Below are 13896 nucleotides of genomic sequence, written 5' to 3' on the forward strand. Positions count from 1 at the left end.
GCGATCGATGCCCGCGCTGGCGCTAGCGGCATGATCAACTTGCTATGTTTTTGCGTATAAACATTGTGGCCGGAGCAAGTCGGCTGTGAGATAGTGCCTCAGAGTTACATCAAGGGAGATTTCGAGATGAGTTGTCGCCATCTAACCGTATTGCTTGGGCTATTCGTTTCCGTTTGGTCGGCCGACCTGGCAGGCGCAGACGATAAAGCACAGGCATATATTATCAGCCCAACAGACGGCGCTGTGGTGACAAGCCCTGTTACCGTAGTGTTTGGCTTAAAAGGCATGGGGGTTGCCCCGGCAGGTACTGACAAAGCAAACACCGGCCACCACCACCTACTTATTGATACGGGGTTGCCGCCACTGGACGAAAATATCCCGGCAGACGAAAATCATATTCATTTTGGTGGCGGCCAGACAGAGGTAACGATCAACCTGGCACCCGGCAATCATACTCTGCAACTGTTGCTGGGAGATATGAACCATATTCCTCATAATCCTCCGGTTTTCTCCAGGCGGATAACCATCACGGTGAAAGAATAAGGAATAAAGAAGGCCAGCAAATGCTGGCCTTCGCTTTTTCTGTTACCGGCGTTCAACTTTCAAACTGCAGCGCTGGTATCTCTTCCCATTGAAGCAAACCTGGCCTTGGATTATGGATGATCCGGTTGATGTCGGAATGCTCCGTCAGTCTTCTTGCTTTGCGCAGGAGCACATTGGCCTTGCTATTGCTTTTTCCAGCTTGGGAACGGGGCACTTCTGGCCTGATAGGGCGGTACTGCCAGCTCAGCCGGTAGTTTACCCGCTCGGCCAACAGCTTGGTCTGCATGTTCAGCTTACCGTAGTATTGTTGGAAATCCGCGTTTAAGTGATCCACAAGAACAGAGCGTTGCCTGCTGTCCGTCATGCCGTCCACAAGGCGCTGGATTTGCACATATTTTTCAGCCGCACAATCGAGCCAAGCGTTGGTCTCAATGATGAAACTTCTGACTTCACGGCGCACAGGTTGGTGGATTGAACCGCCGCGCACTTTCGCTGGCGCAGTTGGCACAGCGCCGCACAGGTCCGCAATACTAGGCACTTGATCTAATGCTTTTTCAAGCTCTGGCGTGCTATAGTCAGGTGGGACTGCGAAGGTCAATGTTAGTGCCACAAGTATCTTCATCAAAAAGTCCCCTTCTTACCTTGCAGGGCCGCGTCAATGGGCGCTCCGGTCACTTCACGTGCAAGTGTAAAACTATTACGAGTTTTTTCAAAAAAAGAAATCCATTGAACAGCAGTAATCTTTTAAAAGAGAGCTGCTCGCATTAGCATCCAGCCAAGTTTCTTTTTTTGGAGTTTCTCAATGCCGCACTTAATCGTCGAATATAGCCGGGACCTTGAAGATGAAGCCGGTCCGGACAGCCTGCTCGCGGCAGCTCATGACATCTCAATGGCATCGGGCCTGTTCGACGAGTCGGACATCAAGGTCAGACTTTTTCCGGTCGATCACGCCCTTGTGGCTGGAAAACCAGCACCGACGCTGCATATTACCTGCTACTTGCTTTCCGGGCGGGATCAGCCGACCAAGAAAGCCCTGAATGAAGCACTGATAAATGGGTTTGCGGCACTCGTGCCATCTGCAAAATCCATCAGTGCAAACGCGATTGATATGGACCGAGAATCATACGCCAAGATATCGCGCTAAAGATAAAGAAACCGGAGGGATATATGAAACGCGCAAAATACGGGATTGCCGCTGGCGCCGCCTTGTTACTTACGGCTACAGCCGGAGCAGAGCATCACGAAGGCCCACAGGGTGAGGTTCAGCGGCTTCACAAGATGGTGGCCGATGTGTCTGCCGATCGGATCGAAGCAGATATTACGAAGCTGGTCAGCTTTGGGACGCGTCATACCCTTTCGGACACAACATCTGAAACGCGCGGCATCGGCGCGGCCCGTCGCTGGATCGAAGCCGAATTCAAGCGTATTGCCGAAGGATGCGTCGCTGACCTGGAGGTCTATACCATTTCCGATGTGGTCACGGGCGCCCGGATCCCCAACCCGACGGAAGTTGTGAATGTGATCGCCGTGCAAAAAGGCATCCTTGATCCAAACCGCGTTGTGATGATGTCCGGCGATATCGACAACCGTGTATCTGACCCGCTTGACGGCACAAGCGATTCCCCCGGCGCTAACGACAATGCCTCCGGCATGGCCGGCACAATGGAAGCCGCTCGGGTCCTGTGCCAGACCAAATTCCCCGGCACGATCGTCTATGCAGGCCTTTCGGGCGAGGAGCAGGGCCTGTTTGGCGGTGCAATCCTTGCAAGCCACATCAAGGAAAAGGGCTGGCGCCTGATGGGTGTTCTGAACAATGACATGATCGGCAACATCGAGGGTGTGAATGGCGTTATCAACAACACAACGGCACGGGTTTTCTCTGAAGGGACACGTGTGACCGAAACGTCAGAAGAAGCCCGCCAGCGTCGCTTCTGGGGCGGAGAGGTGGATAGTCCAAGCCGTAACATTGCGCGACTGGTTGACCGCCTTGCAGACACCTATATCCCGAACCTGGATGTAATGATGGTCTACCGCCTGGACCGTTTCCGTCGCGGCGGCCATCACAGGCCATTCAATGAGGCTGGTTGGCCGGGTGTCCGTATCATGGAAACCAATGAAAACTACAATCGCCAGCACCAGGATCTCCGCACTGAGAATGGCATCCGGTATGGTGATACGCTGGACGGTGTAGACTTTGATTATGCCGCGAAGTTGACGGCCCTGAATGTTGTGACCCTGGCATCCATGGCTGGTGCACCGCCATTTCCAAGCGATGTGACGCTTGAAGGCGCAGTGTCGCCATCCACGACGATCAAATGGGATGTGCCGGGGGATGAGCGCGAAAGGGCCAATCTGCGGGGCTTCAAGATTTACTGGCGGCTGACCACTGACGCACAGTGGCGCTGGAGCCATTTCGTGGGTCCAGACGTGCGCTCGCATACACTGGAAAACATCGTTATCGATAACTATTTCTTCGGTGTTGCATCCGTCGCCAACGACGGCCTTGAAAGCCCAGTGGTGTTCCCAGGCTCTATGGGGGCGTTTGAGCGGACAGCCGCAGGTGAAGACTGACATAGCAGACGATTGGCAGGCCTTTTGCGCCAGCACTTTTTCGGCTGCCATCAGGCCTGTCTTGCCAAAAAACTGCCTGCCTCCGTTCCTTCCGGACCCAACGGCCTATCGCGCCGTGAAACTTATTGCCTTGGGCAAAGGCGCCGCGGCCATGGCCCGTACGGTTGAACAATGCTGGCCAGATGTCGCAATAACCGGCATTGCCGTTTGTCGCGAAGGCTATGGCGTGCAGTGTGACCGTGTAGACGTAATCGAAAGCGCCCATCCCATTCCCGATGAGCGCAGTGTTGCCGCGGCTGAGCGTGCACTGAAGGTTGCAGCCGACACCAAGCCCGATGAACTTTTGCTGGTGCTTCTGTCAGGTGGCGGCTCATCTCTTGCATGCTTGCCATCGGACGGGATAACACTTGAAACAAAGAAACAGCTGATTTCAAGCCTTTTGCGGGCAGGTGCCGATATTTCGGAATTAAACACTGTGCGCAAGCACCTGTCGGCTATAAAGGGTGGCCGCTTGGCCGCTGCCGCTGTCAACGCTGGTCATATTGTGACGCTCGCGATATCAGATGTCGTCGGCGATGATCCTGGCCTGATTGCGTCCGGACCAACCCAGGCGGACACATCCTTATGGCAGGATGCGCAAGAAATCCTGGATCGATACGGCCTGGAGCGGCCACGCAGCTGGGCGGATGACTGTGCCTTTGTGGAGAGCAATAGAAGCAGCTTTCAAATTGTCGCCAAGGCTGGCGACATGCTTAAGGCGGCAGAGAACTATGCCGAGGCGTTGGGCTTTGATGTGCGAAATATTGGGAATGATGTAGTTGGAGAGGCAAAGGATGTTGCTGAAAAACATGCCGCAATTGCGCGCTCCCATCTCGAAAAAAATATGGACAAGCCGATCTTACTTTTGTCCGGCGGGGAGCTAACAGCTACAGTGCGCGGCGCCGGGCAGGGCGGCCCAAACCAGGAGTATGTATTGGCGTTGGCAGCTGCATTCGGCTCGGATGATGGGCTGTATGCGTTTGCTGCTGACACGGACGGTATGGACGGTGTCGGTGGGGCTGCGGGGGGCATCAGCACGCCGCAGAGCCGCAAATTAGCGATTGAAAAGGCTGTGGTACCAGAGGCCATGTTGGCGGAAAATGACAGCCTGCAATATTTCAAAATCCTGGACAGCAGTTTTACCGTAGAACCAACGATGACTAACGTGAATGACTTCCGTATGATCGCAATTATGCCACAAGGGCTGACAGCGCATTGACAAACATGTGAGGTGCGAACCCGACGCAGCGTGTTATATGGCGATAGTCTAGAGACCAAACTTTCGGGCCAACGGCTCAAGAAGGGCAGCACTGTGAAGCGTTTTTTCCATGGACTGATTATCTGTAGTTTGGCGTTGCTGAGCGCAGCGGCCCACGCAAAAGAGCTTGCGCGAGTGGAAGCAAGCCACAGTGACCTGTCAATCGAGAGCGACATGGCATCAGTGGCACCAGGGCAACCCTTCTGGTTGGCTGTTACAATCACGCCTCGCAGCGGATGGCACAGCTATTGGAAAAACGCTGGGGACAGTGGGGCAAGACCTGTATTTGACTGGCAGCCTGCCGACAATGCCACGGTAGGTGCAGCCATGTTCCCAACCCCGAAACGCCTGCCACTTGGCCATTTGGTAAATTATGGATATGACACGCCCGTCAGCCTGCTCATTCCGGCAACAGCGCCGACATCCGGTGACAGTTTCCACGTGGCGCTCGAAGCTGAATGGCTTATCTGCGAAGTTGAGTGTGTACCACAGATCGCGGATATCAAACTTGACCTTCCCGTGGGGCCGACCGTTGCAGACAATGATGCATCCGCCATTTTTAAGGCAGCAAGGGCCGCGCTCCCGGATCCAAGCTTCTGGAGCTCAGACCTGACGGTTTCAAGCTCATCGTCAACTCTGACGGTCTATATGGGGCCTGAAGAGGCCGCAGAAGTGACAGACGCGTATTTCTTCCCCGAAAGTGTCGGCATTCTTGATTATGCGGCCCCGCAAACAGTCGATCTGGCCGAAGATGGTCTCATCATACAGGCGCAACGGCCTTCAGGCGCCCCTGAAATTACGACTGCGGCAGGGGTTTTGATGCTGACAACAGCAGATGGGAGCAAGGCAGCGTATAGCCTGCAGCCGTTGCTCCAAATGGCTCAGGAAACAGAAGCCCAACAGAGTGCGACCGTGCCTGCACTTCCCCTTTGGGAAGCCGCATTATTCGCCCTTGTGGGTGGATTGATACTGAACCTGATGCCGTGCGTATTTCCCATCCTGTCACTGAAAGCATTTGCTTTCGTTTCGGCCAACTATAAAACAGCAGCCAACAGGCAGAAGGAAGGCTGGGCCTATACCCTCGGTATCTGGCTGAGCTTCATGATCATAGTAGCCGCGCTGCTGGTATTGAGGGCAGGAGGAACAGCTGTTGGTTGGGGCTTCCAACTACAGGAACCTGTTTTCGTTGGCCTATTGACGCTTTTGATGCTTGTCGTGGCGCTATCGCTTTCTGGCATGTTCAACATTCAATTCGGCATCGAAGGCGCGGGACAAACGCTTGCCGCGCGAGAAGGGGTTCGCGGCGCTTTCTTTAAAGGCGTTCTTGCGGCCCTGGTGGCTACGCCTTGTACAGCTCCGTTCATGGCCCCCGCGATTGGTTTTGCACTGACACAGCCAGTCCTGATCGTCTTGATGGTCTTCAGCTTCCTGGCCCTTGGTTTGGCGCTGCCGTTCCTTGTGCTGTCATACAGTCCTGCTTTGGCGCGCATCATGCCAAGGCCCGGCCCTTGGATGGAGAAGGTCAAGGAGGGATTGGCATTTCCCATGTATCTGACTGCCGCATGGCTACTCTATGTATTCACCCGGGAAGCCGGAGCCGTGGCCATGTTGGTGCTTGTTGCGGCGCTCATAGGCGTTGTTTTCGCTATCTGGATAGGCAAGCAGGCAGCAGGAAGACTCTCAATTCGCCTCTTGGCCTGGGGCTTTGCAGCCCTGGCACTATACGGAATCGTATCTGAACCCTGGCAGGAGCCGAGCCATTCCCCTGAGGAAGGTTATGTTGAAGAGATACCCTATAGCGGTGCTGCGCTTGACACGCTGCTGAAGGAAGGGAAGCCAGTATTCGTCTATTTCACGGCGGATTGGTGTATCACCTGCAAGGTTAATGAACGGATAGCCATCCTAACTGATGACGCCCAGGCAGCTTTCCGCGAGACAGGGACCGCAGTGATGAAAGGCGACTGGACCAACAGGAACGAGGAAATCGCCACCGTATTGGCCAGCCATGGCAGGGCGGGCGTGCCGCTGTACCTCTATTATGAGGCTGGAGCTAATCAGCCGTTAGTTTTGCCAGAAATCCTGGCTCCTAATAGCATAGCGAAGCTCCTCAACGGTAAGACTGACTGACAGTAGGGAGACTGATTATGAAACTCTTCGTCACAATTCTGATTGCGCTCGGATTAGCCTCTGCGGCATGTGCAGACGGCCCAGCTCCAGGTAAGCCCGCGCCGGATTTCACTGGGCGGCTCACAAACGGGGAAACAGTGACTCTTTCTGATCTGCGCGGTAAACCGGTTATGCTTGAATGGACCAACCATGATTGCCCCTATGTGCGCAAGCACTATGGCAGCGGCAATATGCAGCGGAGCCAGCGTGCCCTGACAGAAGACGGCGTGATTTGGATATCTATCATTTCTTCTGCCCCCGGCAAGCAGGGTTATGTCAGTGCGGCTGAGGCCGATCAACTGAGCCAGGCACGCGGTACATACAATGACATGCTGATTCTCGATCCATCTGGTGAAATTGGGCAGCTTTACAAGGCTAAAACTACACCGCAGATGTTTCTAATCGATGCAGAGGGCATCCTGCAATATATGGGCGCTATTGACGACAGGCCATCTGCAAGAACGTCCTCGCTTGATGGCGCGACCAACTATGCATTGCAGGCTTGGGAGCAGCTGAAAGCGGGAGATGACGTGTCCCCAAACTCAACACAGCCATATGGTTGTTCGGTTAAATATGGCGATTGATACGCCCTGATAGGCTGGCTCCGTTCAGAATTGTCCGGCTTTTTTATTAATTTTCAGGGCGATAGCGGAAATTAAAGGTGTGTTAAGCCTATTGATCAACACTGGCGGAACTGCAAAGATGGAAAAAACGGGGGCGAAATGTTTTCGCGCCCGACAGGCTAGTTAACCACAGAAGGCAGGCACGCCCTATGTTTCTTATCATCGGTCTAATCGTGGTCCTTGTGATGGTGTTTGGGGGCTTCGCTCTATCGGGCGGGAGCTTCGGCATTATCCTCAAGGCGTTGCCCTTCGAGTTGATGATCATTTTCGGTGGTGCAATCGGTGCCTATATCAGCGCCAACTCAACCGGTGTCATCAGTGGCTCCCTGAAGGGCATCGGCAAGGTGATGAAGGGGCCTCATTGGAAAGCCGAAGACTATCGTGATCTTTTATGCCTCTTGTTCCTTTTGTGCAAAACCATGCGAACAAAGGGCGTTGTGGCAATTGAAGCCCATATCGAAAACCCTGAAGAATCCAAAATCTTTCAGAACTTCCCGCGAATCGTTGAAGACCACCATGTGGTTGAGTTCATCTGCGACTATATCCGCATGCTGACGATGAACTTTGATGATCCAATGCAAATGGAAGACGCTATGACGGCGGACCTTGAAAAGCATCACGCCGAACTGCACGAGCCACAGCACGCACTGCAAACAATGGCAGATGGTCTGCCTGCGATCGGTATTGTTGCCGCTGTACTTGGTATTGTGAAAACCATGGGCGCCATTGCTGAGCCGGTTGAGGTTCTTGGCGGCATGGTTGGCGGCGCCCTTGTTGGTACATTCCTGGGGATTTTCCTATCTTACCTGATGGTGGCGCCAATTGCAGGCCGACTGGGTCAAATTCTCAACGAAGAAGGCCAGTTCATGAATCTGATCAAGATTGTGCTGGTGTCTCATCTGCAGGGTAACCCGCCGCAAATTTCAGTGGAAATTGGGCGTCGCAATGTTCCGAGCCAGCATATGCCAGGCTTTATCGAGCTTGAAGAAGCGATCGCAGAGTTGCCGCCTGACATATAAGTTTAGGGCCACTTACGCAGGCAGGATAAAAATCTTCCTGTGTTGGCCATAGAAATTCAATGACTTATGGAATGCCATGTCGCAAAATAGGACATGGCATTTTTCTATCAAAATATCGAACAAAGGCTTCGCTATGTCTGACACACGTAAATTCCGGGTCGGTATTCTAGGCGCCAGCGGGTACACAGGTGCTGATCTTGTGCGTCTGTTGTTGACGCATCCAAATGTTGAAATCGCATTGATGACAGCTGAGCGAAAAGCTGGAATGCCCATCGGCGATGTCTTTCCGCACCTTGCCGGATATGACCTGCCTGACCTGATCGGTCTTGATGAAGTGGAATGGCCAGCAGTTGAGCTTGATGTGGTTTTCTGCGCCCTACCACACGCGACCAGTCAGGAGGTGATCAAAGGTCTCCTGCATGCGACGGGCCATAGTCTGCTGGACGAAATGGTGATTGAGACAACAGGTGACTTGGCGGATACTATTCCCGGTGAAGTGAAGGTTGTTGACCTGTCCGCTGACTTCCGTTTGCGCGACACTTCAGTCTATGCACAGTGGTATGGACGCGAGCATACAGCACCGGACCTGCAGCCCAAAGCCATCTATGGCCTGCCTGAGATTAACCGCGAGGCTGTGCGTAAGGCCCACCTGGTGGCTTGTCCCGGCTGCTACCCGACGGCAGCGTTGCTCGCGCTTATTCCGCTTTTGAAAAGCGGCCAAATCTCTGGCACGGATATCATTATTGATGCCAAGTCTGGCGTTTCCGGGGCAGGGCGTTCCCTCAAGGAAGGTAATCTGTTTGTCGAAGTCGCCGAAGCCATGCACCCATACGGCGTCGGGCACCACCGTCATATGCCGGAGATCGAGCAGGAACTGACGCTGGCAGCTGGCGAAGACGTGCGCATCAGCTTCACGCCACATCTTGTCCCCATGAACAGGGGCGAATTGGAAACCATCTATGTTCGCCTTAAGGATGGCGCGACAGCAAAAGACCTCAAGGACCAGTTGGCGTCAACATACGCTGATGAGCCGTTCGTATCCGTGCTTGCAGACGATACGGTGCCTGCAACACGCATGGTGCGCGGCTCGAACAGGTGTGTCCTTAATGTTTTTCACGACCGCATCCCAGGCCGGGCAATCGTGGTGTCAGCCATAGACAACCTGGTAAAAGGCTCATCGGGGCAGGCCATCCAGAATATGAACCTGATGCTGGGCCTGGATGAAACCACAGGCCTGATGCAAGCGCCAATGTTTCCATAGGGCAATAGCGATGGGAGACGCACTAGAGACGCCGCTATACCGCGACACTCATTTGAGTGGGCGCCTGACGCCTTTTAAAGGCAAGTGGCCCGTTCTTGGGGCTGGCAGCTTTGTTTTTCATGGCGCTCAAATCGTCGGCGACGTGGAGATCGGCGAGGGCGCAAGCATTTGGCACAACTGTGTCCTGCGAGGCGACGTAAACCAGATCCGCGTTGGTGCGCGCAGCAACATCCAGGACGGTACTGTAGTGCATGTCTCCACACGTACATACCCAACAACCATAGGCCGGGATGTTCTGGTGGCCCATAAGGCCATGCTGCATGGATGTACCCTTATGGATAATGCGTTTGTCGGCATGGGCGCCATTGTCATGGATAATGCCGTCATCGAAAGTGACGGCATGCTGGCAGCTGGCGCCATGCTGACACCCGGAAAGGTCGTGCGGTGCGGGGAACTTTGGGCGGGATCACCTGCCAAGTTCATGCGCAAGCTTACGGCGGCTGAAATTGCCAAAAACCGCAGCATGGCCGAGCATTATCGTCTTCTGGCCGTGCAGCATGAAAAGGATGCCGGCGGCGAACAAGCCGATCACCCCTATCCGTAAAGAAAAATTCACTCCACAGCCATTGAAATGGGGCTTGGTTTGCATTAGCTAAGCCATGCAACTCTTTATGTTTTAACGTAATTCTTACCAAAGAGGTATCTCCCCATGAGCTTTGAACTTCCCGCACTGCCATATGCACAGGACGCCCTTGAGCCGCATATTTCGGCTGAGACCCTTGGTTTCCACCATGGCAAACACCACAATGCCTATGTCACAAACTTGAACAACCTGGTGGCGGGCACCGAATTTGAAGGTAAGAGCCTCGAAGACATCATGGTGGCAACGGCAGGCGATGCGTCTAAAGCTGGCATTTTCAACAATGCAGCCCAAATCTGGAACCATACTTTCTATTGGCATTCCATGGCGCCAAACGGTGGCGGCAAACCTGAAGGTGCACTTGCTGACAAGATCGATGCTGACTTCGGTAGCTTCGATGCCTTTGTTGACGCTTTCAAGACCGCTGGCGCTACCCAGTTCGGGTCAGGCTGGGCGTGGCTTGTTCTTGATAAAGACGGCAGCCTGAAGGTTGTTAAAACGCTGAACGCTGAATGCCCGCTGACAGACGGCCAAACGCCATTGCTGACCATGGATGTCTGGGAACATGCTTACTATCTGGACTTCCAGAACCGTCGCCCAGATTATATCGCAACCTTCCTTTCAAGCCTTGTGAACTGGTCCTTTGCAGCTGAGAACCTCGTGGCTGCGCAAGCGAAGAAGGCGGCTGAATAGGCGAATAACCTACAGCGATAAACAAAAAAAAGGGCCGGTATTCCGGCCCTTTTCTGTAACTGATTGGTGCGGATGACTTACCAACCTGCGCCACCATTTTGGCCACTAACCATGCAATAAAGCATCGGGATAGACAGCAGAGTGTTCGTGCGGCTGAAAAGCATCGCCTTACGGGCTGCGGCTGGTTTGGCGTCAGCATCGGCTTCGACAATGCCTAGCGCAATCTTCTGGTTTGGCCAGATCACGAACCAGACGTTGAACCACATGATGATCGCCATCCACATGCCAATACCGATAGACCGTGCGCCTTCGGCCAATGTCAGGGCATCAACGATATAGCCGTTCTCAGACGCCAGCCAAAGGCCACTAAGCAGTGTGAACATGGCCCCCCAACGGAACCACCAAAGAGCTTTCGGCGCAATATGCTTGCCAATGGCTGGTTTCTGCTCGTCCGGAATTGACGGCATCGTCGGTATTTGAACGAAGTTGAAATACCAAAGCAGGCCGATCCACATAACACCTGCGAGCACGTGGATATAGCGTGCGAAGAAGGCCGGGTCAAAGTCAACGCCGGCAAATCCTTTAGTCATTACAGCAATAACGATGATCAGAAGCACAAAGCCCGCGATCACTGTATTTTGCAGAGATTCGAGAATCTTTCCCATTTCCTAGCTCCCCTTTTTCTCGAGCAATTTAAAAGTCGTCCCGGCTAAATCCTACCGTTTGAGTATAGGTTTAACAAGAAAACAATAGTGTGCCCGGCCAAGGGCGTAGGCGCCGCCGTCAACAATACGGGCAAATTCTGTTGCAAATGCCGGACACTGGGGCCATGGTGCGCGCCATGAAAAACCAGCTGCAAAACATCGACTATTGCCGGCAACAGGCGCGGGAACATGATCCCGAACGATATTATATCAGCTTGCTGGCGTCCGCGAACAAACGTCCCGGTATCTGGGCCCTGATTGCCTTCAATCAGGAGGTCAGCAAGACCCGAGCCGTCGTAAGCGAAGCCATGCTTGGCGAAATCCGGCTGCAGTGGTGGCGGGAAGCACTGGAAGGTATTGCTGCAGGCACGCCGCGCGCGCATCCAGTCGTTGAGGCCCTGGCGCATGAAATCCATGACTTTTTGGCGATCAGGCGTCATCTGGATGCCATCATCGATACCTGGTCTGATGATTTTGGCGGCGAACAGGTGACCCTTGCCAGTATCCGGAAGCACGCAGACGGCACGGGTGGAGTGCTTAATGCAGCTATGCTGCTCATCCTGAATGCGGATGCAGGCGCTAGCCAACTTGATCTGGCACAAGCCGCGGGCAGGGCCTGGAGCCTGATGGGGACAGTTCGGGCATTGCCACATGAACTCGCAACCCCTTCAAGTGATTGGCAGAGCTTGCTGAGCGATGCTGCTGGCAGGCCAGCCCAACAGGCAGAGAATATGGTCAGTGCAGTCCTGCCCACGGTTCGAAAACTGTTGGCGTCATTGGAGAGTGATATCGCGAACCTGCGTGACGCGCTGCCCGATGCCCGTCGGGACGCAGCGCTCCGGACTGTTCTTGGGCTGGTTCCGCTGACTGAATTGGAGCTAAGGGCGGCCAAGCGGGTAGGGGACGATTTGATGTCATTGGATGAACGCCTTCCCGGAAACGCCAGGAAGCTTTTGGCGCTTATGAAATACCAGTTCTGGGGTTAAGTACCGATTAGACGGATACCTGCGCTAAATTGACCCTGATTTATCGGATGCACTAAAAGCCCGCAAAATCAATTGCAGGCTCATTACCATTTTCAATAGAAGTCCGGCGTTCTGCCTAAACTACGCTTGTATGTCTACCTTTTCGCCAACGCCAGCGCCAGTATCGGAAGGTTCAATTTCTTTCCGTTCAATTTCGGAATCTTCCGCACTTTTGCGTTCGGTGGCAGCAGACTCAAGCGCCCCAGACCGACCTTGCCCCGCAATCGCGGCAGCGTTGGTATTGGCTGTTCCTTGAATGTCCATTTTTTCTGCTCCAACTACGCGTGAATACCCATGACACGCGCTTTCTCAGCGATTAAGACTATACATGAAATGATGCCGGACAGCAAATATTCGACGATTCAGTGCTTTTTAAAGGCATAGGGTCTGCTATTTTCGGTCACGCAAGGCCAAAACCGGGGGCAAAATGTCTAAAATTTTATCCAACCGAATCAAATTTATACCTTTATTGCTTCTGGCGGCTTGTGCCGCATCAGGCCCAGAAAAAAGAGTGAACCACGGCGAAGGGCCTGTGTCCGCACGGGCGCGCAACACCTTAGCAAGCGAAAACCCGGCAGGGCTTGTTACTGTTGCAGAAGGGTTTGAGCGCGCAGGCAATCTTGAAGGTGCTTACAATCTCTTCACTCAAGCGGCAGCGGCTGACCCGAATTTGATGTCGGCTAACCTTGGTATCTCTAGGGTCTTGGCAAAAACCGGCCGCTTAAATCAGGCACAGGCTATTCTGGATGACCTTGCACGTCGCTATCCTAGCACCACTGAACTGAAGCTAACCCAAGTTGATGTGGCCATCATGCGGGCTGACTACAGCCTCGCCGATAAAACGCTATCCGAGGTGGTGACGACAGAAACCAATGACCTGACGCAATTGATCCTTGCCGGCCAGCTAGCACAAGTTACTGGGAACGCGCGACGCGCCAGACTGCTGTTGGATCGTGCGCTGGCCTTGGCGCCCAGCCATCCGGCAGCAATCCGCAACATGGCGCTTTCATTCGCACTGGAAGGCGAGTTTGAAACGGCTGTCGCACTTTTGCAGAAAACCATGGATACGCCCGGCGGTGTGTCTTCTGGCAAACGCTCGCTTGCCTTTGTTTACGCTCTATCGGGCCAAAAAAAAGCAGCAACGGTCATTGCCGGCGGCGCGACGGATCAATCCGGCTTCGAGACCATGCGTATCGCTTTCGATCTATTGCCACGTCTTACAAAGCAAGAGCAGGCAGCCCTTTTGATGTTTGACCATCTGCCTCGCGATATCATGCAGCGATAACATCCATCCCTCGAGACAAAATGTACCCTTGAATGAACCGGTCGAGGCGTCTATGGAAGCTTTGCCGAA

15 protein-coding genes are annotated in these 13896 nt (G+C 53.8%); 12 read left to right on the top strand and 3 right to left on the bottom strand.

Annotated features, from left to right (window positions below):
- Positions 1-126 precede the first annotated feature (126 nt).
- Positions 127-543: a DUF4399 domain-containing protein gene (locus tag KORM41_RS05895; protein ID WP_068145971.1), complete on the top strand. Its 417-nt coding sequence runs from the start codon at positions 127-129 to the stop codon at positions 541-543.
- A gap of 52 nt (positions 544-595) precedes the next feature.
- On the opposite strand, the gene KORM41_RS05900 is transcribed toward KORM41_RS05895, so the two are convergent.
- On the bottom strand, positions 596-1165 hold the full coding sequence (locus tag KORM41_RS05900; protein ID WP_068145974.1) for a hypothetical protein: 570 nt from the start codon (positions 1163-1165) through the stop codon (positions 596-598).
- 180 nt (positions 1166-1345) lie between these two features.
- On the opposite strand from KORM41_RS05900, the gene KORM41_RS05905 reads away from it, so the two are divergent.
- The 9 genes from KORM41_RS05905 to KORM41_RS05945 all read left to right on the top strand — a co-directional run bounded on the left by KORM41_RS05905 (position 1346) and on the right by KORM41_RS05945 (position 10813).
- Positions 1346-1687, top strand: a complete 342-nt coding sequence (locus tag KORM41_RS05905) for a 5-carboxymethyl-2-hydroxymuconate Delta-isomerase (protein ID WP_068145977.1) — start codon at positions 1346-1348, stop codon at positions 1685-1687.
- A 23-nt stretch (positions 1688-1710) separates the two neighbouring features.
- Entirely contained in the window at positions 1711-3114 is a 1404-nt protein-coding gene (locus KORM41_RS05910) for a M28 family metallopeptidase (protein ID WP_068145981.1), read from the top strand.
- Positions 3104-4372, top strand: a complete 1269-nt coding sequence (locus KORM41_RS05915; RefSeq protein ID WP_156431911.1) for a glycerate kinase type-2 family protein — start codon at positions 3104-3106, stop codon at positions 4370-4372. The genes KORM41_RS05910 and KORM41_RS05915 overlap by 11 nt, the downstream gene beginning before the upstream one ends.
- Before the next feature lie 93 nt (positions 4373-4465).
- A complete protein-coding gene (locus tag KORM41_RS05920) occupies positions 4466-6538 on the top strand; it encodes a protein-disulfide reductase DsbD family protein (RefSeq protein WP_068145986.1) in 2073 nt (690 codons plus the stop codon).
- Between the two features lie 17 nt (positions 6539-6555).
- The gene (locus KORM41_RS05925) at positions 6556-7161 is read left to right on the top strand and encodes a redoxin domain-containing protein (protein WP_068145989.1); all 606 of its coding nucleotides are present in this window, start codon (positions 6556-6558) and stop codon (positions 7159-7161) included.
- Between the two features lie 188 nt (positions 7162-7349).
- A complete protein-coding gene (motA, locus tag KORM41_RS05930; protein ID WP_068145991.1) occupies positions 7350-8219 on the top strand; it encodes a flagellar motor stator protein MotA in 870 nt (289 codons plus the stop codon).
- Positions 8220-8352: 133 nt separating this feature from the next.
- Positions 8353-9480 carry an N-acetyl-gamma-glutamyl-phosphate reductase gene (gene argC / locus KORM41_RS05935; RefSeq protein WP_068145994.1) on the top strand — a complete coding sequence of 376 codons (1128 nt, stop codon included), beginning with the start codon at positions 8353-8355 and terminating at the stop codon, positions 9478-9480.
- 10 nt (positions 9481-9490) lie between these two features.
- A complete protein-coding gene (locus tag KORM41_RS05940) occupies positions 9491-10084 on the top strand; it encodes a gamma carbonic anhydrase family protein (RefSeq protein WP_082719784.1) in 594 nt (197 codons plus the stop codon).
- A gap of 105 nt (positions 10085-10189) precedes the next feature.
- Complete coding sequence (locus KORM41_RS05945) at positions 10190-10813, top strand: superoxide dismutase (protein WP_068145996.1); 624 nt, start codon at positions 10190-10192, stop codon at positions 10811-10813.
- Between the two features lie 77 nt (positions 10814-10890).
- Here the strand turns inward: KORM41_RS05945 and KORM41_RS05950 are convergent, their stop codons facing one another.
- On the bottom strand, positions 10891-11478 hold the full coding sequence (locus tag KORM41_RS05950) for a urate hydroxylase PuuD (protein WP_068145999.1): 588 nt from the start codon (positions 11476-11478) through the stop codon (positions 10891-10893).
- A gap of 146 nt (positions 11479-11624) precedes the next feature.
- Between KORM41_RS05950 and KORM41_RS05955 the strand changes: the two genes are divergently transcribed.
- Complete coding sequence (locus KORM41_RS05955; RefSeq protein WP_068146002.1) at positions 11625-12503, top strand: squalene/phytoene synthase family protein; 879 nt, start codon at positions 11625-11627, stop codon at positions 12501-12503.
- 120 nt (positions 12504-12623) lie between these two features.
- Here KORM41_RS05955 and KORM41_RS05960 read toward each other — a convergent pair whose 3' ends face one another.
- Entirely contained in the window at positions 12624-12806 is a 183-nt protein-coding gene (locus tag KORM41_RS05960) for a hypothetical protein (RefSeq protein WP_068146006.1), read from the bottom strand.
- Between the two features lie 163 nt (positions 12807-12969).
- On the opposite strand from KORM41_RS05960, the gene KORM41_RS05965 reads away from it, so the two are divergent.
- A complete protein-coding gene (locus KORM41_RS05965) occupies positions 12970-13827 on the top strand; it encodes a tetratricopeptide repeat protein (RefSeq protein ID WP_082719785.1) in 858 nt (285 codons plus the stop codon).
- Positions 13828-13896: the final 69 nt, after the last annotated feature.

It is taken from the genome of Kordiimonas lipolytica (genome assembly GCF_001550065.1).